25 protein-coding genes and 1 tRNA gene are annotated in these 22,050 nt (G+C 59.5%); 13 read left to right on the top strand and 13 right to left on the bottom strand.

The window, feature by feature from the left end:
- The first annotated feature begins 261 nt into the window (after positions 1–261).
- The 4 genes from L7H23_RS08790 to L7H23_RS08805 are packed head-to-tail and all read left to right on the top strand — an operon-like array spanning position 262 to position 2,784.
- Positions 262–492: a DUF3489 domain-containing protein gene (locus L7H23_RS08790; RefSeq protein ID WP_237838966.1), complete on the top strand. Its 231-nt coding sequence runs from the start codon at positions 262–264 to the stop codon at positions 490–492.
- A complete protein-coding gene (locus L7H23_RS08795) occupies positions 489–902 on the top strand; it encodes a DUF2924 domain-containing protein (protein WP_237838967.1) in 414 nt (137 codons plus the stop codon). Before L7H23_RS08790 ends, L7H23_RS08795 begins: the two co-directional genes overlap by 4 nt.
- On the top strand, positions 899–2,515 hold the full coding sequence (locus L7H23_RS08800) for a recombinase family protein (RefSeq protein WP_237838968.1): 1,617 nt from the start codon (positions 899–901) through the stop codon (positions 2,513–2,515). The genes L7H23_RS08795 and L7H23_RS08800 overlap by 4 nt, the downstream gene beginning before the upstream one ends.
- Positions 2,512–2,784 (top strand): hypothetical protein, encoded by a 273-nt coding sequence (locus L7H23_RS08805; RefSeq protein ID WP_237838970.1) that lies wholly within the window; start codon positions 2,512–2,514, stop codon positions 2,782–2,784. Before L7H23_RS08800 ends, L7H23_RS08805 begins: the two co-directional genes overlap by 4 nt.
- Here the strand turns inward: L7H23_RS08805 and L7H23_RS08810 are convergent.
- Entirely contained in the window at positions 2,774–3,223 is a 450-nt protein-coding gene (locus tag L7H23_RS08810) for a MucR family transcriptional regulator (protein ID WP_345790423.1), read from the bottom strand. The genes L7H23_RS08805 and L7H23_RS08810 overlap by 11 nt on opposite strands.
- Positions 3,224–3,273: 50 nt before the next feature.
- Here L7H23_RS08810 and L7H23_RS08815 point away from each other — a divergent pair, with 50 nt between their 5' ends.
- On the top strand, positions 3,274–3,861 hold the full coding sequence (locus L7H23_RS08815; RefSeq protein WP_237838971.1) for a hypothetical protein: 588 nt from the start codon (positions 3,274–3,276) through the stop codon (positions 3,859–3,861).
- Between the two features lie 181 nt (positions 3,862–4,042).
- On the opposite strand, the gene qatD is transcribed toward L7H23_RS08815, so the two are convergent.
- From qatD to L7H23_RS08835, 4 genes are all read right to left on the bottom strand, one after another.
- Positions 4,043–4,780: a Qat anti-phage system TatD family nuclease QatD gene (gene qatD / locus L7H23_RS08820; RefSeq protein WP_237838972.1), complete on the bottom strand. Its 738-nt coding sequence runs from the start codon at positions 4,778–4,780 to the stop codon at positions 4,043–4,045.
- Positions 4,777–6,057, bottom strand: a complete 1,281-nt coding sequence (gene qatC, locus L7H23_RS08825) for a Qat anti-phage system QueC-like protein QatC (RefSeq protein WP_345790424.1) — start codon at positions 6,055–6,057, stop codon at positions 4,777–4,779. The genes qatD and qatC overlap by 4 nt, the downstream gene beginning before the upstream one ends.
- The gene (gene qatB / locus L7H23_RS08830) at positions 6,054–6,845 is read right to left on the bottom strand and encodes a Qat anti-phage system associated protein QatB (protein WP_345790425.1); all 792 of its coding nucleotides are present in this window, start codon (positions 6,843–6,845) and stop codon (positions 6,054–6,056) included. Before qatB ends, qatC begins: the two co-directional genes overlap by 4 nt.
- Before the next feature lie 113 nt (positions 6,846–6,958).
- Positions 6,959–8,821 carry a P-loop NTPase fold protein gene (locus L7H23_RS08835; RefSeq protein ID WP_237839181.1) on the bottom strand — a complete coding sequence of 621 codons (1,863 nt, stop codon included), beginning with the start codon at positions 8,819–8,821 and terminating at the stop codon, positions 6,959–6,961.
- On the opposite strand from L7H23_RS08835, the gene L7H23_RS08840 reads away from it, so the two are divergent.
- The gene (locus tag L7H23_RS08840; protein WP_237839318.1) at positions 8,706–9,575 is read left to right on the top strand and encodes a hypothetical protein; all 870 of its coding nucleotides are present in this window, start codon (positions 8,706–8,708) and stop codon (positions 9,573–9,575) included. The two genes, L7H23_RS08835 and L7H23_RS08840, sit on opposite strands and share 116 nt — an antisense overlap.
- Before the next feature lie 182 nt (positions 9,576–9,757).
- Here the strand turns inward: L7H23_RS08840 and L7H23_RS08845 are convergent, their stop codons facing one another.
- Positions 9,758–10,636 (bottom strand): macro domain-containing protein, encoded by an 879-nt coding sequence (locus tag L7H23_RS08845; RefSeq protein WP_237838978.1) that lies wholly within the window; start codon positions 10,634–10,636, stop codon positions 9,758–9,760.
- Positions 10,636–11,139: a TIR domain-containing protein gene (locus L7H23_RS08850; RefSeq protein ID WP_237838980.1), complete on the bottom strand. Its 504-nt coding sequence runs from the start codon at positions 11,137–11,139 to the stop codon at positions 10,636–10,638. The genes L7H23_RS08845 and L7H23_RS08850 overlap by 1 nt, the downstream gene beginning before the upstream one ends.
- Positions 11,140–11,476: 337 nt before the next feature.
- Here L7H23_RS08850 and L7H23_RS08855 point away from each other — a divergent pair, with 337 nt between their 5' ends.
- Entirely contained in the window at positions 11,477–13,942 is a 2,466-nt protein-coding gene (locus L7H23_RS08855) for an AAA family ATPase (protein ID WP_237838982.1), read from the top strand.
- Between the two features lie 81 nt (positions 13,943–14,023).
- Here the strand turns inward: L7H23_RS08855 and L7H23_RS08860 are convergent, their stop codons facing one another.
- Complete coding sequence (locus L7H23_RS08860) at positions 14,024–14,173, bottom strand: hypothetical protein (RefSeq protein WP_237838983.1); 150 nt, start codon at positions 14,171–14,173, stop codon at positions 14,024–14,026.
- A 239-nt stretch (positions 14,174–14,412) separates the two neighbouring features.
- On the opposite strand from L7H23_RS08860, the gene L7H23_RS08865 reads away from it, so the two are divergent.
- The 3 genes from L7H23_RS08865 to L7H23_RS08875 all read left to right on the top strand — a co-directional run bounded on the left by L7H23_RS08865 (position 14,413) and on the right by L7H23_RS08875 (position 15,731).
- A complete protein-coding gene (locus L7H23_RS08865) occupies positions 14,413–14,721 on the top strand; it encodes an autorepressor SdpR family transcription factor (protein WP_237838985.1) in 309 nt (102 codons plus the stop codon).
- Positions 14,718–15,089, top strand: coding sequence for an SdpI family protein (locus L7H23_RS08870; RefSeq protein ID WP_237838986.1), 372 nt, complete (start codon positions 14,718–14,720; stop codon positions 15,087–15,089). The genes L7H23_RS08865 and L7H23_RS08870 overlap by 4 nt, the downstream gene beginning before the upstream one ends.
- A gap of 312 nt (positions 15,090–15,401) precedes the next feature.
- On the top strand, positions 15,402–15,731 hold the full coding sequence (locus tag L7H23_RS08875; RefSeq protein WP_237838987.1) for a hypothetical protein: 330 nt from the start codon (positions 15,402–15,404) through the stop codon (positions 15,729–15,731).
- A gap of 159 nt (positions 15,732–15,890) precedes the next feature.
- Here L7H23_RS08875 and L7H23_RS08880 read toward each other — a convergent pair whose 3' ends face one another.
- Positions 15,891–16,100 (bottom strand): helix-turn-helix transcriptional regulator, encoded by a 210-nt coding sequence (locus L7H23_RS08880; protein ID WP_237838988.1) that lies wholly within the window; start codon positions 16,098–16,100, stop codon positions 15,891–15,893.
- 92 nt (positions 16,101–16,192) lie between these two features.
- Between L7H23_RS08880 and L7H23_RS08885 the strand changes: the two genes are divergently transcribed.
- Positions 16,193–16,708 carry a hypothetical protein gene (locus L7H23_RS08885; RefSeq protein WP_237838990.1) on the top strand — a complete coding sequence of 172 codons (516 nt, stop codon included), beginning with the start codon at positions 16,193–16,195 and terminating at the stop codon, positions 16,706–16,708.
- Here L7H23_RS08885 and L7H23_RS08890 read toward each other — a convergent pair.
- From L7H23_RS08890 to L7H23_RS08905, 4 genes are all read right to left on the bottom strand, one after another.
- On the bottom strand, positions 16,705–17,115 hold the full coding sequence (locus tag L7H23_RS08890; RefSeq protein ID WP_237838992.1) for a DUF5681 domain-containing protein: 411 nt from the start codon (positions 17,113–17,115) through the stop codon (positions 16,705–16,707). The genes L7H23_RS08885 and L7H23_RS08890 overlap by 4 nt on opposite strands.
- 114 nt (positions 17,116–17,229) lie before the next feature.
- Entirely contained in the window at positions 17,230–18,588 is a 1,359-nt protein-coding gene (locus L7H23_RS08895) for a DNA methyltransferase (protein WP_237838993.1), read from the bottom strand.
- Positions 18,589–18,604: 16 nt separating this feature from the next.
- Positions 18,605–19,039 carry a hypothetical protein gene (locus L7H23_RS08900; RefSeq protein WP_237838994.1) on the bottom strand — a complete coding sequence of 145 codons (435 nt, stop codon included), beginning with the start codon at positions 19,037–19,039 and terminating at the stop codon, positions 18,605–18,607.
- A 464-nt stretch (positions 19,040–19,503) separates the two neighbouring features.
- Positions 19,504–19,577: transfer RNA gene (locus L7H23_RS08905), tRNA-Cys, on the bottom strand.
- A gap of 245 nt (positions 19,578–19,822) precedes the next feature.
- On the opposite strand from L7H23_RS08905, the gene L7H23_RS08910 reads away from it, so the two are divergent.
- Together L7H23_RS08910 and L7H23_RS08915 are read left to right on the top strand one after the other, a co-directional pair.
- Positions 19,823–20,485, top strand: coding sequence for a protein-L-isoaspartate O-methyltransferase (locus L7H23_RS08910; protein ID WP_237838996.1), 663 nt, complete (start codon positions 19,823–19,825; stop codon positions 20,483–20,485).
- Positions 20,486–20,525: 40 nt separating this feature from the next.
- Positions 20,526–22,019: a TolC family outer membrane protein gene (locus L7H23_RS08915; RefSeq protein ID WP_237838998.1), complete on the top strand. Its 1,494-nt coding sequence runs from the start codon at positions 20,526–20,528 to the stop codon at positions 22,017–22,019.
- The last annotated feature ends 31 nt before the right edge of the window (positions 22,020–22,050 follow it).

Consider the following 22,050-nt stretch of genomic DNA (forward strand, 5'->3'; position numbering starts at 1 on the left):
GCGTTCCTGAACACGGCTCGTGCTGAGAGCATGAACTAGGCTAAATTCTAGCGCGAGGTCGGCGGCGGAGCTGAATGGCCGATGGCCGATTTTGTGTGCAAAGCGGCGGTAGGAAACTTTATCGCTCGACTTCGCTTTGGAACGGAGCATTGCTGCAGGAGCCGCAACGCACTGAATCGCAGCGCCTGCCCCAGCCGAGTGATCGGCGGGGCTCTGGGTGGTGGGCCCGGCATGCCGCCGGGTCTCATCAGGAGACCACCCATGACCAAGAACACCGACACGAAGACACTGCGCGAAGGCAGCAAGGCCGCGACCCTGCTCGAGATGCTCCAGCGCGACGACGGCGCCACCCTCGAAGAAATGACGACGCGCACCGGCTGGCAATCGCACAGCGTGCGCGCCGCGATGACGGGGCTTCGTAAGAAGGACCATGTCATCGAGAAGCGCGCGACCGGCAATACGACCGCCTGGTTCATCGGAGCCGCGGCATGAGCCGGAAGGCCGGGGTCACGAACGCGGTCGCGGCAATCGCCGCGATGCCGCTCGCAGAGCTTCGGGTAGAGTGGGAGCGGCGCTACGGCGCTGCTCCCCGTCACCGCAGCGCCGACCTGCTTCGCCGTGTCCTCGCATGGCGCGTGCAGGCCGACGTCTATGGCGGGCTCGACGCGACAACGAAGAAGCTGCTCGCGCGCGAGGATCTGCCGCTGCGTGTGGTTCCGCCGCCCGGCATGCGTCTCGCCCGCGAATGGGCCGGCCGCACCCACGAGGTCGTCGTGATCGAGAGCGGGGTCGTCTATGAGGGGAAGACCTGGGGCAGCCTTTCCGAGGTCGCGCGCCATATCACGGGGATGCGCTGGAACGGTCCGCGCTTCTTCGGCCTCCGGCAGGCGAACGTCCGATGAGCAGTCCGCCGCGGCGGCGCTGCGCCATCTATACGAGGAAGTCGACCGAGGAAGGGCTTGAGCAAGCGTTCAACACGCTCGATGCCCAGCGCGAGGCGTGCGAGGCCTACATATTGAGCCAGGCAGGCGAAGGCTGGGAATGTCTTCCCGACCGCTATGACGACGGCGGCTGGTCGGGTGGCAATATGGATCGCCCTGCCCTCAAAGCCCTGCTCGCCGATATCGCACGTGGACGCATCGATATCGTCGTCGTCTACAAGGTCGACCGGCTCACTCGCAGCCTCATGGACTTCGCCCGCATTGTCGAAACCTTCGACGGCAATGACACCTCGTTCGTGAGCGTGACGCAGGCGTTCAACACCACCAACAGCATGGGACGGCTGACCCTCAATGTCCTGCTGTCGTTCGCGCAGTTCGAGCGCGAGGTCACCGGCGAGCGCATCCGCGACAAGATCGCGGCGTCAAGAGCCAAGGGCATGTTCATGGGCGGCAATGTCCCGCTGGGCTACGACCTCGGCGACCGGAAGCTCGAGGTGAACGAGGCTGAGGCCGAGACGGTCCGGCATATTTTCTCCCGCTACCTTGCGCTGAAGTCGGTGCCCGCGCTTGCGAAGGAGCTGGCAGCCGAGGGCATCCGGTCAAAGCGCTGGACGTCGCGCGCGGGCAAGACCCACGGCGGGCTGCCGTTCCATGTCGGGGCGCTCGCCCATATCCTGCGGAACAAGGTCTATCGAGGTTATGCCGTCCACAAGGGCAAGGCGCATGCCGGCGAGCATGAGGCGATCGTCGACAAGGAGTTGTTCGACGCCGTGCAGGCGCAGCTCGACGACAACCGGGTCAAGCGCAGCGCCCGCAGGACCCGCGCGGCGTCCTCGCCGCTCACCGGTAAGATCCATGATGCCGACGGCCAGCCGATGAGCGTGAGTTTCTCGTACGGGCGGGGCAAGAAGATGTACCGCTATTATGTCAGCGACTGCCTGCTTCCCCGCACCGCGAACATGCCGACCAATCGCGAGGGGCAGCGGTTCTCGGCGGCACGGATCGAGCGGGCGATCAACGTCGGGCTCAAGGACCTGGTCATTGATCAGCATGACACCGATCTGTTCGGCGCCATCACCAAGGTCACGGCGCTTGGCGAGCGGCTGTTTGCCGAGATCGACGTCGCACAGATCACCGACGACAGTGCGCTCGGCGCTACCCGGCTGCTTCGCAAAGCTGAGTTGATCGACGCCGACGCGAAGATTGAGGGCGGCATCCTGCACCTCTCCGTCGCGCTGCCGCCCGATCGGCGGGGGAGGACGAAACAGTCTCCAGACAAGGCCGTGGCCGGCTTCGATACCAAGGCTGATCTCGCCGCGCTCGTCCGCACGGCACACCAGCGGCTCGACGAAGTTCACGCCTCGCCGATGGCGCCGGCCGAGCATGGGCAGATGACGGCTCCGGCGGCGCAGTGGGTTCGGCAGCGGATCATAATAGGACTACTGGCGCCCGACATTCAGCGTGCACTGCTCACCGGCGCCGCGCCCAACCACGTGACGCCGGAATGGATACTCGCGCAGAAATGGCCGGTCGACTGGGGAGCGCAGCGGGCGATATTTGGAGCGGCGGCGTGAAGCTGGTTATGGACTTGGACCCCGCCATCCCGCTTCGTACGGGCATGGACGACGACCATCGAGACCTCGTGGCCCGCCTCTGCACCGAGGTCGGCATTATCATGGAAGATATGAGCCCCGTCGCGTTGATGATCGGTGGCCGGGATACCGAGCTTCGAGAGCGTCTGGACCAGCTGGACAGAGCGATCGGCGAAATGACCGCTCTGATCGCGGCCGCCCGGGTGGTCGCGACCCAAGGCGGCCCACGAGAGTTCTCTCTTACTTCTTAGTTCGACCCGCCGGCTTACGGCCGCCGGTGCCCTGCCTGCCAAGGCCGATGCTCTTCGCCATTTCCCGGCGCTTTTCCGAATAGCTCGGTGCAGTCATCGGATAGGAGGCCGGGAGATTGTACTTGTCACGATAAGCCGCTTCATCCAGCTCGTGCGCGGTGTTCAGATGGCGGCGCAGGGTCTTCGCCTTTTGCCCGCATTCAAGGCAGACGAGATAGTCGGGCTTCACCGATGCGCGGATGGACACGATGGGGACGGCTTCGGTAACCTCGGGTTCGGCGGCTAAGCTAAGGCCCGTAAGGCTACCATGAATCTTGTTGATCAGAACGGCAAGGTCGCTGACGGCGACACTGTTGTTCGACACGTAAGCAGCGGCAATGTCCGCAGTCAGCGTGACCAAGTCTTCGTTCTGCATGTAAATCCTCTGCATTTTCGCCATTATGGCGCTGATTGCATTCCTCTACTTGATGATTAGACCTCGGAACAGTCATGAATGAAGAAATATCTGTAGAGCCTGTTACGCCGAAACGCCGCGGCCGTGTTCCCATCCCGATATGGGAAACCCCGCAATGGCGCCTCATGCGGCAAGCGTTGGACAAGGGATACACGATCGTCAGCTTCGACGCCGAGTGGGAGTACCAGCCTCCCAACCGCGTCGCCGAACTCGGGGTCGCGGTGCTGCGCGATGGCGAGATCAAGGTACATAACGTCCGCGTCAGAGGCCGCGCCCGGTCCTTCGACAATGGCAAGACCATGTACCTGGCCGAAGACGCGGCCAAGGCGTGGCTGCAAGCCACCATGCGATCCGCCGAAATTCTCGTCGGCCACGCGCTTCAGAATGACCGGTTGAAAATGAGACAGTGGGGGTGTCCGCTACCGAAAACGCAAAAGTTGCCCACCGTAGATACGGGAGCGTGGTCGCGGCTCACGAACCCGGTGAATGGCAACCCGCGCCGCTTGGCTCACCTCGCGGATGAGTACGGGATCGAGCGCAAGGGAATGCACGTCGCGGGGAAGGATGCGCTGGTCACGCTGCGGGTTGCGCTGGCGATGGCGGCGGCCGAGCCGGAGGGGTGATTGCTGGAATTCGTCTTTAACGTCCAATCACTCTCTTACCCTGCGACGGCGCGCGTCGACCTTGCGCCTCATTTCGGTCGTTCAAACACTTCGTCACCCGCACCCAAAAGCCGACAGCCGCCAGCCGACATTCGCCTTATTACCCGACCGCCGAGTGATGCTGAAGGGAGACACGTACAACCTAAGCCGTTGCATATTGTGCAAGCCGTTTCAGATTTCTTTTCATCTGTAGGGCGAGCGCCTTCCGATCTACTCCATGCAGCATTTCCAACACGAGCAGAGAGTCATACGCCTGCCACGGCATCAAAGGGTGCTCTCCATCTCGTGCGAAAGGTGCATCCGTCTCGGTAAGCATCCGATCGATCGGCATTGCGCTGGCCAATTCGCGGCCTTTTCGAGATTTCAGCATTGCGGGGCCTACGGAGAACCAGCATCCGATTTGAACCGCTCGGGTCAATTCCTTCGTACTTCCGCTGAACCAATGAAGGATAGGAACGCCGGCGTTCGGTCGACGTTCTAGCGCATCCAAAACTGCTGAGGCCGCACCGCGGGAATGGATCGTCATCACGCGTCCGCCGAGCGCAGCGCATTCAGTGAGGATGCGATCGAAGACCGCTTTCTGCAAGTCGAGTGAATCTCTATGTGGCGGGCTACCATCAATTCCAATTTCGCCCACATATCGAGCTTCGGGAAGGAGGCCGCATAGGAGGGGCAATTCTTGATGGCGGTGTGCAACAAGTTCAGGATGCAGACCTAGTGCCACCCGAACTCGCTTGCGATCGCCAACCAGCTTCTTTGTCCCGCGCCAAGCCTTAGGCGTGGTCGTGACCGCCAATACATAGGTCCCTCTCGCATCGATTCCCTCAAGGACGTTCTGAGGATCAGGAAACAGATCAAGATGGCAATGGAAGTCAATCAAGGGACACCTAGGTGGGCGTGGAGAGCGGAGAGTTCCGCGATGCCACGCCGGACGACCTCCCGATAGGGGGTAATGTCACCGAGTAACCGGGCATTCATCGCACCGCCGATCAACTCTTCGATGCCATGTCGGCTCACCGTTTCAACAGCGATGGCGACGGATCTGACGTCATCAAACCGGGCGTGGCGAACATCATCTTGGTCTAACTGTTCGTATTTGTAACGGCCAACGGTGTCATCGTCCTGCCCCCAAGCCAGATAGGCGCCGCGTCGCACTTGGCATGGGACGCAGCGACCACAATGCTGGAAGCCCGTGCGGGAATAGCGACCACAACTGGTTGAATCGCCAACCAGTTGCTTCAGAAGAGGCTGGTTCGTGCAACCCAAAAGCATTTCGCCTTTCGTGCTATGCTCATAGGGGTTGTTCACGCGAACCCGTAAGCCAGCCGCGTCTAGCGTATCTTGGATAAGGCGCAGGAAATATGGATGTGTCGTGCGAGTGCTGAGGCTCCCGGTGCGCAGTGGAGTCAGTGGGACATTCTGGCTGATGAAACCATTCTCCGGAATGCGTAATTCGACCTCATCGCCATCGTGATGTCGCCGCAGGCATGTCGCCGCCAGCACGCCGAAGCCCAAGAAGGCAATGGAGCGGGCGCGCTGGGATCGTTCGGATGGCCCAGGCGGTCGGGCATGATGGTTGAGCAGAAGGTGCAGGCTATGAGGTGAGATAGTCTGCGCGAACATCTTTTGGTCCGCGGTGTCTCCCTTCGCCATCTGACTTACAAAAAGCGGATTGCGTCCTTCCTCAACGACGTCGATTGCGCCGATCAGGCTGTCCATGCCGCCCGACAACAAACAGATCATGTCCTCGTTGCGCAGTCGCATCGGATCACTGGTCGTCGGAGCAGCGCCGTCCCCGATAAAATTCAATTCCCAGATGTCTCCTGAGAGGAAGCGGAGCGCTTGGGTCAGCCGACCGCGCTGCGAGTTCCAGAAATCCGGAGAGGAGACGGCAACCGTCAGCCCGATCTCACGCGTCCATCCATCTGGACTACGCTCGCGAGATACAGCCTCGTCGGCAGCGACCACTGCAATCGCAAATGAGGTGAAATCCCAAGCATCGACCGATGGCCGCAGGCCAAGGCGACGAACACGTCCAGGCACGAGGCTTCCGACCCGCCCGCGTCCCGCGAGACGTGATTGAGAATATATATCGAACCGCAGATCGCTCCCTGCTTCATCCGGGAGATCTTCGGGAAGGCATGAGACTCTGATCACAGCTCGCCATCCTCCTCAAACACTTCGAATGCCTGCTGAATCGCATTGCGCGAAATCCGCTCAATTGCTGCACGACCGACAGAACCAACGCTGGTGCGTTCCGCTGCGTACTCGGCCGCCACAACTTCGCGCACATAATCCTTCATCTCTTGGAGCCGCTCTAGCCCCTCACTTTTCGTAGGGGCCTTGGCGATAATCGCCTTACCGACATCGAGCTCAATGCGCAGAGCAACGTCGTATCCAAGAGTCGAGGCCGTGACTTGATCGATCTGTTGCGGTGTTAGGCTGGTAATATCGGCATTCTGATCCAGAATGTCTGATAGTGCTCGCGCGACCGAATCTCGCGTGGCTTCTGCATCCTGTGTCCCATCGATTGGGCGGATGGCATCAACGAGCGCGTCAGCAATCTCTGAAGGTGACAACCCGGCAAGGGCGAGTGGATCAATCCCAAGCTCTTGTGGGAGCTGCTCTCCGTTCGCCAGCGAGGTGAGAGCGTTGTGCAGGATGCCGGCTGTTCTGGCCGAGCCGCCCATCCGGCGCGCAGCATTGCGGCTGCCCCCCATACCGCTTCTCGAGTAGTGACCGAGACCACGACGTAGATGTCTTCCGCGATCGTCACCACCACCCCCGAACTTGCCGAGCGATGTCCTTACCCCGCGCCACCGGCCAGGCGCTGCCGTTTCTGGCTCGGGTTGGAGCAGTGGTTGAGGCTGCTGAGGAGCCTGAGGACTTGGTGCTGGGGGCGCCTGTGGAGAAGGTGACGTAGCCGGTTGTGCTGGCGCAGGCATTAGCTGGGGCGGCTGAGGCGCAGGCGGTGCGGGCGGCGGATTATCTACCCAGGGCGGCACGATTGGAATGTCGGGCCCAGACCCTGGGCCGCGGCTGGAAGCGGACGTTCCCACTATTTATGCCCTTTCAACGATTTCGTGACCGCATTCTTGGCCGGACCGGCCAAGTCACCTCGCTTGTGGAAAGCCGTGAGCACCTCCTGTCCCCAAGCTATCGCTGCGAGACGCGGCACGATGGATGCCTTGATCTGACTCGACGGTACCTCGCTGAAGAAGGCGACGACTACACGGGCGGAAGCCGACGAAACGGCGGCGAGCGCCTGCAGCGCATTGAGAATCGGAGGCGTACCCCAAGCAGTCTCATTCCTCGCCCGCACGATGATCTTGTCTGTGATCCGGCCGATTTCTGGATTCGACAGTTTTGCTATCTCATCGACGACAATTGGGCTCGCCGAATTAAGTTTCAGGAGCATGTCGAGAACCTCCATCGCCTCCGACGACAATTCGTCAGCGCGAGAGATGATCGGGTGGCTTTCTCGTCCGACATAAAGGGCGCCGCGTAAATCTTTATCCGCGAGCGGCGGATCCAGCCTGAGCCAGTTCATGTGGAAGGCTTCGTTCCATGGTTTCTCCAGTTCAGGCGCGGTGTCGTCGCCGCGGGCCCGACGCTCCATGTCTCCCAAGAATGCCGCGTAACCGTCTTCGGACTCGTTCACTGCGCGAAGCAGCTCGGCATAGGCATCCTTGTCGCCGCAGCGTTCGAACAGGAGCAGCTTGACCAGCACTTCCTCGTCCACGGTCACCGACTGGATTCGCGCCATGGAACTGCGCATCGACAAGGTATTGAGGAAACGCTTGATGAGGCGTGGGTTACCGCGAATTTTGGGCGAGGTCGTTAAGATCGGAGCGATGCGCTCGGCAAGCGCGAGGCGGTTCAGCAGGCTGGGCGGGCATTCGGCTTGCGGTGGGCAATTCTTGATCTCTTCAGATACGAAAGCCTTGTCGACCCTGGCTCCTGTCCAAGATTGAGCGAGGCGTTTGCATACCGCCTCACGGATGGTGTCCTTCACTGAGCCGTCGAGATCCGGGTCGGCGTCGACAAACAACATCATCAGATATGCCCGAACCTCTTGCGTACCGAGCGCGGGCACGCGGATGGGGAGTTGAATCAGCTTGTCGAAATAGTTGGTTACCAGATCGTCATCGAGTGTTGCGTTCTCGAAATGCGATCGCACGGCCTGCCGGATCATGCCCTCGTCAGCGGCGATGACGAACGCGGTATGCTTTAGAAAGAGGAACAGACGCATCGATTCGAGCGTCGCGATCGCGGTCTTGGGCAGGCAGCGATCGAGATCGTCGATTAACACCACTAGAGTAACGCCTAGCTCAGCTAGCGTTGCCTCCAGATCATCGCGAAAGGCTTGAATCGCCTTGCGGGGCGTGTCAGCCTCTGCCGGTTCAGACGCCTTTTCCGGCGCCTTGTCACCGACCAGCTTTTTCCCGCCTTCGTAGGTATCGGTCGCGAGCTTCCGGGCTTTCTCCACGTCGTCGCTTGTGACGTCACCGTCGAGCAATCCACCTACGGTCCCCACGCCAGCCGCGAGGAACGGCGTAAGATGACCGCCGGCATAGATGTCAATCGCGGTAGAGCCGATAAGGCCCAACAGCCTGAGCTTCTTTACGCGGCCGAGCAGGTTGCGGGCGTGCTTTAGAGCGGTCTCCGAAAGCGAGTCCTTCTTCGCGACTGCCTGTTCGACCACAGCAGCAGCAATCGCCTCCATGAGAGCGGCACGAGCATCGTCGTAGTTTTGATAGAGCCAAGCGTTGAACTCGACGAAACGGAACTCGACATCCTCGTGCTTGCTGAGCGAAGTGCGCAGAAGCTTCATCATCGACGACTTGCCGACGCCCCAGTCGCCAGAGATGCCAACCGATAGGGGCTCTCCCTTTGCGCCGACTATTCTTTCTGCTGCAATATCTGCGACATGTGAAAAGTTGACCAAGTCACGAATAGTCTCGTTATCTGACCACATCTATACCCGCACCTCCATGTTCGCATCATGTTCCGATTTAATCTACAAACGTCAAGCCGATACTGCGTTAAATCCAGGAGGATTTTCAGTGCAGACAGGAGGGCCGTTCATGAGCTTACGACTAAATATGCCGGGGGCATTCGCGCAATTTCCAGAGGAAGGAGCAATAATCGGTCGTTTGATCGTCGGGTATGGCCAACTAGAGTGGGACCTGTGCTTACTGGTTGGCGCCGCGTTGAACGATTGGGACACCGCCGTCAAAGCGATGTTTAGGTCGCGCGGCGAGTCTCAGCGTCTCAGTTTGGCTGACGCCCTCGCCCGACAGCGCATTCCAGCTGGAAAAGTGCGGTCCGTTTATGAGGCCACCATTTCCGACCTCCGATTGTGTCTTAAATTGCGCAATCAATATGCCCACACGCAATGGAGCGTGGTGGCTGGGCGCATTCTCGCTTTTATAAACATCGAAGACGTCGCCGGCACAAATGATTCGGTTAACGTCGGGCATGCGCCTCTAAATCTAATTAACTTAGGAATGCTACAGGACCAGGAGCGGTTTTTTGCCGAAGTTAGTCACAATCTTGAAGCGTTAAATTGGGCTACGCAGGCCTCACATAACCAACGCCTCTCCGATCTTCCAGAGTTCATCGTGCCTGTCAGGCGTCCCGAGCAAGCGCAGGTGTCCCGTTCACGAGGCTGATCGTCAGCGCTAATTCAGCGTCGCCACGCATGTCCACACTTCTGATTTCTCTAGAAGACGACAGTCTACTCCCGGCCAGCTCGTCAAAGGGTGTAAAGAATCTCGTTTGCACCCTGAGGGTCGGCGATCGAATGTCGGTAATTCCGAACTGCCGGCCCGGCCGCCGAGCTTTTTGTGACGTCTCAGCTATGAAGGCTCTGCACCAGATAATCCCGAATTTGATACAGGTTTACTTCAAATCTCTCCGCATCTTGCGGGCGGATCACAATGGAAAGCTCTGCGGAGAAAATCCTCTCGGCTGACGCCTCTGCAAAGGATTGGGCGATCATCTCGGCGACCTTCTTGCGTGGAACCGGAATACGGCCGCGACCCGTTCCCATCAAGGGTATCGCTATCGGCTGATGGTTGCCTCGCTCAGCAATGAATGCCCAGAGCTTGTCGAGTGCATCCTCGACGTCTCTTTTTGTCGATCCGGCGGTCCCCGCATCATTAAGCCGGGACATCGCGATGAAATAGAAGGTGCGACTATGGCTGCGGACCCGAGCTACGGTGCCGATCGGATATTCGCGCTTCTTGCCAAGCGCATCGGCGCGCTCGGTCGACGGGACATTCTGCAATTCGTTTTCTAGTTGCTGATCTATGTCTTTCGTGTTGGTCTGAAAAAACTGGGTCGCAACCTGGCCTTGCAGACTTCCCGCGTCGATCAGTCCGGATGCCATGTCGGTGTCGAACGTCGTATTAGTGCTGACGACGACATCGCCTGTTCCGGAAAATAGGTCGCCGATGCGGACGTCGATGCGATAGTCCTTTCCTAACGGCTTATAGGAGATACGCGACACGGGGCGTCGCGTAACGACGACGAGTATGATTGCCGCCAGGAGCATCGGTATGATCGCCAGCCCACTATATCGGTCCTTGGTATAGATACCGAAAAAATCGAGCATTTCCACAAAGCCGTACAGGCCGCCCATCGCGGCGAGAACCTTGATCGCGGCATCCTGCGAAAACAGGGCAAAACGCCAAAAGGACAAGGTCAGGATCGATTTGAAGAAATAGGTCATTATTTGATGCCGAGGCCCTGATAAACATGGTCTTTGTAATAGTATGGACCGGCGTCTCCGTTCTTTCTATGCGTGGCCGCGCTCGTCGGCCAGTGTTCTAACGCATAAGAGATTATCTTCTCGTTGAACGGCACATAGATGGCGAGAGCGTCGTAAAGCGCGGGCGGGCAGAATGCGTCACGTGACCGGCTGCCGTTGAGGTTTACAGCGACGATCGGGAGTTCGAGCCGGATCGCGGTTTCGATCTCCCATTCGACGAACTTTTTCAGCGCGTGTGTCTTCTCACCGATCAGAAGCACGAATGCCTTTGAATTGGCAAAGCGCTCACGCAGCTGACGCTTGATGCTCTCCTCCTTGCTACTGTCTCGAGCGGAATTAACGTCGTGCGCATTGTGAAACTCGAAATCAAACTTCTCATTTGCCGCCCATGCCGTCATGAGGCGGTAATAATGCATATCCTCGTCGCCATCGAAGGCGATGTAAGTCTTGTTCCGATAAGCCATGAGTTTCCCTCCTTCGGTCACTGCGTGGCGGCTCAATTGATCAGAATGAATTCTCGATCAGAGCCTTAGCCAACAGCTGACTTGACTGCCCCCGCGTGCGCAAACGGTCCACCTACCTCGACGGCTTGCGAGTAATAGTCTGGGTCGCTGTCTGACCTTTCCCGCCCCTGCCAGAAATCCAGACAGCGTCTCGGCTTGTCAATATTAAGCAGTCATTGAACCTGTGGTAGGTTCAGAATGGATCAAATTATTTCGCAATAAAGAATATTCTGCCTGCGGAGTTTGGCTAAGCTATCGAAGCGCGGAATCCGCAAAATGAGCGCGCTGAGGGGGGAATATGAAACTGAGTACGGCTTACGCGCGCTTCTACAAATCCTTTAACTTCGACCAGGTCAGGAAACTCAATGCCAAGGAGAAGCTGCCTTGGGATGAATTTCGCGGGCAAAATTTTCCCTATATCCGCGTACCCCTTGATCCCAAAATCACCACGATCGTCGGCGCCAATGAGTCCGGAAAAAGTCACCTGCTGGATGCGATCAAGAAGGCAATTACGGGGAAGGACATCAAGGATCGCGATCATTGTCGTTATTCGCCGTTCTTCGGGGTCGCCCAAGGTCAGCGTTGTCCACCGCACGTCGGGGTCGGCTGGGACAAGCTGTCAGATGACGAAGCCAAGGAGATAGCTGCCATCGTGGGTGCTTCCTTCGACCGCTTCGACCGCTTTCTGATGTTCCGAGAAGAGCCGGACATTCTGAAACTCTGGCTTCCGCATGGGAAAGAATGGGAATCTTTCGACCTCGGCGCCTCTGCGCAAGACAGGCTCGCTGCGATCTTGCCACAGCCATTTGAAATCAAGCCCGACGTCGCAATCCCGAATGCAATTCCCTTTGCGTATATCCTCGACGGCAGCGCGGCTTCACTCGCGGACGTCAGTCGCAATGCCGCGCGCCAACTCCTGGATTCGGTACCGGTCCTCCGCCGATTGGCGGCCGACCCCTCCCAAATCACGGCCAATGCGCAATCGCTCAACGAGCTTTTGCAGCCCGCACTTCAAAAATCAGTGGATGCCCTGACCGAAAATGAACTCGCTTCCTTGGACCTTGGTCGCAGGCTGCTCATCGAGCTGGGCAAGATCGATCCTGATCGGCTGAAAGATCTCGCAAGAGCGGTCGACGAAAGCGACGACGGCTATGCCAGCGGGCTGCTGCGCAAAGCAAACGAGCAACTCGATCGTCAGCTCAACCTTCAACGCTATTGGGTACAGGATCGCGACTTCGGCCTACGCGTGGTTATTCGGCACCGCGAGCTTGCATTCACGATCACAGACCGGACCGGTAGCGAATATATGTTCTCGGAGCGAAGCAGCGGCCTTCGGTACTTCCTGTCGTACCTCATTCAGGCTCAGGTAGACCGCCCCGTCGCTTCGCGGGAAACGATCCTCCTGATGGACGAGCCCGATACCTTCCTTTCAGCGGAGGCGCAGCAGGACCTGATGAGGGTGTTCCGTGATCTCGCCGATCCCGTTAAGGATCGAGAGCCGATCCAGGTCATCTACGTTACGCACTCTCCCTTTCTACTCGACAAGAACCATGGCGAGCGCATCCGCGTGCTGGAAAAAGGTACGATTAGCGACGGCACTCGCGTGGTGCCGACCGCCACGCAAAATCACTATGAACCACTGCGATCGGCGTTTGGTGCTTTCGTCGGCGAAACGGCCTTCGTCGGGGCAGTCAATGTCCTCGTCGAGGGTCCGTCGGATCAGATCATTCTGGCCGCCGCGGCGACTGCCATACGCAAATTGTCTCCGCTCATTGAAGAGGACTCGCTCGACCTCAACCGGATCGTGATCGTGCCGTCGGGTTCCGCAGGAGAAGTTCCGCACACACTCTTTCGTATCCGAGGGCAGGGCGCGGATAAGCCGCCCACGGTCATATTGCTCGACGCAGACGCAAAGGGCTTGGAAGTCAAGAAATTGCTTCTCACCGACGCGATGCTGAAGAACAATATTTCCAGCGAGCTCGTACTCGATCTGGCTTCAGTGGGCGGCGGCATCGACGGGTGGCCGGCGGTGTTGGAGATCGAGGATGTCGTACCCGCGGGTCTCGCTCACGCCGCGGTAGCGTCCTATGTCGAGGAGGTTATGAAGTTCAGGGAAGGGGTGCGACCTGAATTTTCGCTCGCGGCTATCCAAGCAGCGATCGGTAAAGGCGGCCCGCTGATCGACGCCATCAATGGCGTGGTTGCGAAGAGCGGCGGGAAAATCGAGAAGGTCGGATTTGCTCAAGCCATTGCGCGCATTCTCGAGCACGAGGCGCCGGCATCGCTCGCCGGCGACTTAACGCTCTTCCTCGACCGCATGCGTATCCTGTTTCGAGCGGTCAACAAGGCACGGCATCAAGCTGAGCGCGAAGCGGGGACGCGGCGGCTCGATACGCTTGTCGAACAGCGCGCCCGCCTTTTCAAAATGGATCATCCAACTCATGCCCGGCGCGAGGAATGCCGAATTCTGCTCGACGAAATTGAAGCCAATCTCAATTTGTCAGTTGAAGCCGATGCGATCCGCAATGACATATTGACGTTGCGGGGCCGGTTCGAGCTAGATCGCGAGCCAGCCGATCCCGTGGAACCCTATCAGGACTTTCTCGATGGCCTGGCTGCTCTCAAACATGCGTATCGGCGGCGGGCCGGGCAACCAGAAGCCGTGGATGCTCCCGCTCGCAAGGCGTCCGAGGCGACAAAGGTCATGCGGCCGACGAAGAAGCCCGGTCCCCGAAAGGCCAAGCCAGCATCGTCTAAGGACTAAAATTCCCAAAAAGATGCCGGGCTGGAATAGACGATTTCGAACTGCGTCTCGCTGATTTCAACAGCGAATCTGCAAAGCGTCCTAGCTTTCCTCGCCTGATTTGCCGTCGAGGACGGTGATTCCCGCATCCGGCTTGAATGCGTTCGGTCTTGCTTTGCGGGACGGATCATAGCCAAAAGCCGCGCAGTCGGCGCGCAGACTCTTGGCCGCCATGGCGGCGTGTCTGAGCATGGTTGAGGCGCCTCATGGCCTGCGGGTCGATCACGGCGACGCAATCTCTCACACCCGGTCGTGCGCAAGCATTTTTCCGCGATTGTCCGCTTCTCGAGATCTGCGCCCGAAAGCCGTCTGACCGTAACCGGCCATTCGCAGTCGTTTCGTTTGGATTTGCGTTGCCGGCGTCAAATCCCCTTTAGACACCCGATCCGACGAACTTGACTTAGTTTTGATAATTAGCTAAATAACGAATCATGTCTTCAGTCTTCAAAGCTCTTTCCGATCCAACACGTCGCCGCGTCCTGCAGCTTTTGCGTGCCGGGCCGATGAGCGCGGGCGAGCTAAGTGATCAGTTCGACGTCTCCAAGCCCACGATGTCTGCGCATTTCCTTGTGCTGAAGGAAGCCGATCTTATCCACGCCGAGAAGGCTGGCAAGTCGATCATCTATCATCTGAAGCTCTCCGTGCTTGAGGAAGCACTGCTCGGCTTCGTCCATTCATTCGGTCTTGGCGCGGATGCTCCGGCGCCGTCCCCCCTGGCCACCAAGGAGACTTTGGGATGAACAGTGAAATCAAGGTGAGCCTTGCATGGGCCGGAGCCATCATCGGACTGTCGCTGGGCGCAACGGCACTGTTGACCCTCGGCTATATCGGCGACGATACCGCGACGCGCGTCATCGGAATCAACGGCCTTATGGTCGCTTGGTACGGCAATCGCATGCCCAAGGCGCTTGCCCCGAACAGCGTCGCGCGGCGCATTCAACGGGTCGGCGGCTGGTCCTTCGTGTTGAGCGGGATCGTCTATGCAGGTCTTTGGATCTTCGCTCCGATCGACTTGGCGGTATTTGTCGGATGCGGCGCCGTGCTTGCCGGGATGGCGGTCACATTTGCCTATGGCGCGGCGCTGCGGAAAAAAGCCAGAACGACATGAAAGTGTGCGACAACCGCGCCGGCCGATGCTCGCAATTGATGACGAGCGTGCGGAACAGGCGCCGCACCCGCCCCCGCGATATCATGTTCGGCAATACAACTGCCGATGTCTGCGATTGATCGATTTACGGCGCTCATTCGAGATCCTAGCGAATGTCGGCTTCTCTTAATTCTCGACTAAAAGCCGCCTGACCGAAACCGGCCATTTCCGACATTCCAGCCAGATTGGCCGTGAATGGCAGATACGGGGTGGAAGCGGACGTTAAGTTTTCGAACTTAGACCGATTTTCTTCTCCAAGAGGAGCGGAACAATATGCACCGCATTCATGTTGATATATCCGTCGTGGGTATCGGCACGGCATATGGCCGGGTGTCGGGCGCCATAGATGTCGGGACCATTCCACAAATTGGCGATCAATTGTCGTTTCTCAGCCCAAAACACGGCGAGTTGCCTGCCGAGATTGGCGAAATACCCTATCTTTTGCGCGTCACCGACCGGATACTCGCGGCAAACGCCGACGATGAGGCCCTTCTCTCGCTAGAGGACATTGTCGCAGAAACTGACGCAACAGCACGAATTGTCATGGCGTTTTTTGAAGAATGTCACGGCCTGTTCGCGGAGCCTTACACCGAAAGCGCCTAATCATCGCGGGCGACAATGTCCGCAATCGGTCGTTTTCAGCCATAGCGCGGAATCTCCGCCCGGAAGGCAACAACGGGGTGGGAAGCGGACGCCTGTCCGCTTCAGAAGTTTCCTGCTTGAAGCCTGCCGAAACCGGCCACGGGCCGGCTGCAGCGACGATCAGATATCTTCGAAAAACTCGCGCGGGTGAACTTCCAACGACTTCGCCAGTCGTCCGAGCACCATCACCGAAGGGTTTTTCACCGCTCGCTCAATTCCTCCGACATACGTCAGATCGAGCTCGGAATCGTGCGCCAGCTGTTCCTGCGTAAGCTTCCGCTCAAGCCGAAGCCGTCTCAGGTTAGCGCCAACGATTTTCCTCCAGTCCATCGCCGAGGTTGGAGCGGTGACGGCAGCGAAGCACTAGGGACTATAGTCAATATTTGCTTGACGGTGAGCGGCCACCAAGCATTGTCTCATGCATGTTTGATTTGTGGGCACCGAAGCATTCGCAGCTGCGCGAGAAAACGTTCGAACGGCTCTTCCTTGCTGAGCTATCAAAGACGCTTCTGCTGGAACGACGGATCGCATTCGAAGTGCTTCGTTCGGAGTTCGATGCAAGCGGCTATGATGTGGTCGTCACCGCAGGCCCCATTATGCGACATATCCAGCTGAAGGTTACACGGGTTGGCGGCAAACGGCGCCATGTCGATATCCACACCGAACTTTCGGATCGACCAGGCGGTTGCGTCATCTGGATGATGGCCAACCCCGAGACCTTAGGGATCGGCCCATTTTACTGGCTGGGAGGCGAACCCGGTGCTCCCCTCATAGTACCGGATGGCAAGATCACGAGGCATAGCAAAGCCAACGCGAGCGGGGTCAAGGCAGAGCGGCAGGCACTGCGTAATGTGTCGAAACGCCATTTCCACCGCTATGACGGAATTGGCGACGTAGCCGATGCGCTCTTCGGTCCATTGCAGGTTGCGGGCGCCTAGAATTTGTCTTTTCCATAGCTCGCTTCGCGATAGCGAGCCTGCTGCAGCGCCGCCGCAGCGCTCCATTCATTGATCGGCATCGTCCCCGGCACGACAAGCACGCCGCCGCCACGCTGGCACTGCTTCGCGTCCTTCTTCTCCATCATGCCGACCAAAATACGCAATGTCGCCGTATCGCCCTTGATGGCGCGCGCGAAAGCCGCCTCGTAGAGGAGCTCCTTCCGTGTCATTTTCCGTCCATTGATCTCGACAATCTGCTCGCCGATCTCGATGACAATGTCGGCATCGCTACGCTCATCCTTCGCCTTCGCCTTGCGCGGGCGGCCCGTCGGATTGCCCGACCGACCCGGACGGAACCGGTTCTTCCTGGGCGGCCGGCGATATCCGACCTTTTCGTCATCATTCATATTGAACCCCTTCGCTGAGGAGTGATCGTCCTGTCATGGCACGCGATCCGAGCGCGATCACGATAACGGCGCAGGAATTTATGTGCGGGGATTTCTCCCCACACATGCCTCCGGTCAGAGATCGGCGAGCGCCGCACTGTCGTCGAAGGTATCACTCGTGCCATCGAGCACGGCCTTGCCTCCCGTCAGCGCCTGCCAGCGCCGCACGGCAACATCGACATATTTGGGATCGAACTCGACGGCATATCCGCAGCGCCCAGTCTGCTCGGCGGCAACGATAGTCGTTCCTGATCCCGAGAAAGCATCGAGAATGACGTCTCCGCGGTTCGAACAGTCACGGATTGCATCAGCCACCATTGCGACAGGCTTTACCGTCGGATGCATCGCCAGTTCCTCGGCGCGATCCTTCTTGAGACTGTTCACGCCGGCATAGTCCCACACATTGGTGCGGTAACGCCCCTTTTCGCCGAGGCCGAAGTTGTTGATATGGGTAGCCGTGCCATTCTTGAAGGCGAACACGAGTTCGTGCTTGGAGCGATAGAAGCTTCCCATGCCACCATTATCCTTATTCCAGACAATGAGGTTCTTGAACTCGGAATACACGGCATCACCCGAATCGAGCAGCTCGCGCATATGCCGCCAGTCCATGCAGACATAATGGATCGAGCCGTCACAGCTCGCCCGCGCGACATTGCCGAGCACGGTTTCGAGGAAGGCGGTGAACTCCGCCGCCGACATCTCCCCTGCCGCCATCGCGAACTCGTCATGCTTCACGCTGCCGAGACCGCAGATATGACCGTTCACCGGCACATTGTAGGGCGGATCCGTAAACACCATCGCCGCCTTCTTCCCCGCCATCAGATGATCGAACACAGCAGGATCACGGCTATCGCCGCAGATCAGCCTGTGGCGCCCCATCATCCAGATGTCGCCCGACCGCGAGACGACGGGCATGGCCTCATCGACTTCGGGCACAGCATCCGCCGCATCACCATCATCATCACCGAGCGCCAGCATTGCATCAAGCTCGCCCTGATCGAAGCCGAGACATTCGAAGTCGATATCATCAAGCAGCGACTGCAGCTCGCCAAGCTCGCTCGTGAGCAAATCGCGATCCCACCCGGCAAGTTCGGCAAGGCGGTTATCGGCAATGATATAGGCACGACGATCGGCATCGCTCATGGCGCCGAGCGACAATACGGGCACGTCGGTCAAGCCAAGCCGGCGCGCAGCCTCGATACGACCATGTCCGGCAACAACCCGGCCCTCGTCATCGACGAGCACCGGATTTACGAAACCGAAGCGCTCGATACTCTTCGCAATCTGGTCAATCTGGCGTTTCGAATGGGTCCGCGCGTTGCGGTCGAACGGTATGAGATCAGCGAGCAGTCGCCGTTCGACGGCGGCGTTTTCGATCGGGGAAAGCTTTTTCATGACTACTCCTTGTTTGAGGAGCAGTCCGTCTGAACTCACGCGCGAGTGAATTCGCTCAGGAAAAATCCAAGCGCATTTTCATGGACGATATCTCGTTCAGCAGCGACTTGCCGGTCATGTTGCGCCTCTGCGCCACCTCGTGAGCAGCCTGCTCGACGGGCGCTCTTTCGCCCCGGACGCGGCGCTCGCCCGCGGGCCTCGCCTTCCGTTCTTCGCGAATCTGTTCGGCCAGATCCTCGATCTGCATTTCAGCGAGCATCAATTGCGCGATGTGCCCCGGAGGCTTCGGCCGCCGGCCACGCTTGGGGCCTGTCTTCCCCGACAGAACGTCCAGCAAAAGCTTGCGAAACTCGGCATCGGGCGCCAGTCCAGTATTGGCTTCGATCACCGTAATGAGATCGGACGCAGTGACACCTTTGCCGAAACGGCGGCGTAACTGGAGGCCATGAAGACTGGCGGGATCATCGATATCAAAAAGCGACTCATGCATGGGTTTTCTCCTTCACGAAGATGCACCTCGCACATCGCCGGATCGCCCGACTACCAACGTTTCTCGCGGCCCACTATTTTCCCTGTTACGCAGCACGGCTTCCCTGTTCTGGTGCCCACAGTTCCCTGTTCTGCCCGCGGGAAATTCCCTGTTAATTTGAGACCGATTGCGAAGGTATTGCCTCGAAACGCCCTGTTTTCTGCGGCTACACGGCCGGCCGATCTGCCAGTTTATATACCGGATTTGTTGAAATTCCCTCTTAATCGCCCGAAACAGGGAAATGCCGCAACTTCCGAAACCGTCACTGCACTTTTGCGTCCAGAGACTCTGCCCAAATCCGCCGGGAATTATCGCGATTTCCGGAACTATAGAGACCCGATTCGAGCGGAGGCGTCGGGGAAAGGGCGCAGAATAGCGCCGTTTTTAGCGCCGTCTCCGTTCACGGCCGTTTTGGATAAACTAGTTGGAGGCCCGAGCCGGAATCGAACCGGCGTGCAAGGATTTGCAGTCCTCTGCGTCACCACTCCGCCATCGGGCCTCGATCGCAGATTTGCGTGGAGAGAGCGCCCCTAGCGACTATGGTTCGCCACTGCAATGCGATAGTTACGCATTTTTTGGCTCTTCCGGCCGCCCGGGCGCCGCAATGCAGGCTTGGCGGCCTCCCCTTTGCCAGCTATGCGCGGCGCGATGCGGGCGCAGGGCTGTATTAGTATTGCAATACAGCGTAGCATCGGCTAGGGCTGCCCGCAAAGCTTTGGATCCCAGGGAATCGGATACGGAACGATGGCAACGAAATTGAGCGATATTGGTGCGGCCGACATGCGCGCGGCGATGATCGACAGCCAGCTCCGGACGAACGACGTCATCGACCCCGCGGTCGTCGCGGCGATGGGCGCCGTTGCGCGCGAGGCGCATGTGCCGGCCACGCTGTCCGGCGTCGCCTATATGGACCGCGCGATCGCGCTCGGCGAAGGCCGTGTGCTCAATCCCCCGTTGGTCACGGGCCGATTGCTGGTGGCAGCGGAGGTTCGCCCCGGCATGCGCGTGCTGCTGGTCGGCGCCGCCACGGGCTACACCGCCGCGCTGCTCGCGAAACTTGGCGCCGAGGTTCACGCGGTGGAAGAGGACGCTGGCCTGCTTGCGACCGCGCGCGCCACGGTAACCGATACCGATATCAAATGGATCGAAGGCCCGCTGACTGCCGGCGCACAGAAAGCGGCGCCGTTCGACCGCATCGTCATCGAAGGTGCGATCGACGTGCTGCCCGACGCACTGGCGAAGCAGCTTGCCGAGGGCGGAAAGCTTGTTGCAGCATGGCGCGAGGGCAGCGTCACGCGCCTCGTCCAGGGCGTGAAGGCCGGCGGCACGATCGCGATCCGCTCCTTCGCCGACATGGACGTTGCGCTGCTGCCCGGCTTTGCCGCGGCCAAGGGCTTCCAATTCTGACACCAGCTCCCCTCTTCCCCGTTTCAGGCTGAACATCATAATGCACGACAAGAAGAACAAGATGACCGGTCGTCGTACCCGTTGGCTGGCCGGCATGGCACTCGGTGCGCTGGTCGCCGCATCGCCCGCGCACGCAGAGACGCTGCAGGGGGCGCTCGCCAAGGCGTATGAGAACAACCCGACGCTGACTGGCGCACGCGCCGGCCAGCGCGCGAACGACGAGAATGTTCCGATCCAGAAGGCGCGCGGAATTCCGTCGATCGGCGTCCAGGGCGACTATACCGAGAATCTGGTGAAGCCCGGCAACAGCTTCTCCTCGCCGACCCGTCTCATCACCGGCGGCGGCCAGCTGACGGTCCCGATCTATCAGGGCGGTGCGGTGCGCAACTCGGTCAAGGCCGCCAAATTCCGGGTCGAGGCCGGCCAGGCCGACCTCCGCGCGACCGAAGCGAGCGTGTTCTCGCAGACCGTCGGCGCCTATATGGACGTCATTCGCGATATCGCGATCGTTCAGCTCAACCAGAAGAATGTCTCGGTCCTGAAGACCAATTTGCAGGCGACGAGCGATCGGTTCGAGATCGGCGACCTGACGCGTACCGACGTGGCGCAATCGCAGGCCCGTCTGGCGCTGGCCGAGGGCGACCTGCGCACGGCCGAAGCGAATCTGATCGCGAGCCGCGAAAATTACATCAAGCTCGTCGGCGCGGAGCCGGTCGACCTGCAGCCCCCGCCGGTGCTGCCGAACCTTCCCGCCACGGCGGAAGACGCCGTCGCGATCGCGCTCAACAGCAACCCCGACATCGAGGCGGCGAACCAGCGCCTGAACGCCTCGCGGGCGGACATCGGCGTCGCACGGGCGACGCGCATGCCCAAGCTCGATGGCACGGTGAGCGGCAGCTACACGAACTTCCTGAACTCGCTGTCGAGCGGCGTCCCGGGCGTTGCGGTGGCACAGACGCAGACGAGCGCTGCGGCGGGCATGACGCTGACAGTTCCGATTTTCCAAGGCGGCGGTCCGTCGGCGCGCGTCCGCCAGGCGCAGGCGCAGACCAGCCAGGCGATCGAGAATTATGTCGCGATCGAACGCGACGTGATCGCACAGACCCGCGGCGCCTATGCCGCCTGGCAGGCGAACGAGCGAATCATCACCGCCACCGAACAGGCAGTGAGCGCCAACGGCCTCTCGCTTGAGGGCGTGCGGGCGGAAAACAGCGTCGGCACCCGCTCGATCCTCGACATCCTGAATGCCGAGCAGGAATATCTGAACACGCAGGTTCAGCTCGTCTCGGCGCGGCGCAACTCCTATGTCGCCGCCTTTTCGGTACTCGCCGCCATGGGCAAGGCCGAAGCCCGCGATCTCGGCATCGAGGGCGGCGCGCTCTATGATCCCGAGGTCAATTATCGCCGCGTGAAGGGCCAGATCTTCGACTGGGCGGACGATCCGAAACCCCAGCAGGTCGCGACCGATACCAAGGCGATTGCACCCGCGACGGCCGATGTCCCCGCCTATGTCGAAGCGGGCCCCAAACAATAAGGCTTGGCAAAGGCCGCCCCCGACCGGTAGA

Source organism: Sphingopyxis sp. BSN-002, assembly GCF_022024275.1.
Classification (GTDB): Bacteria; Pseudomonadota; Alphaproteobacteria; order Sphingomonadales; family Sphingomonadaceae; genus Sphingopyxis.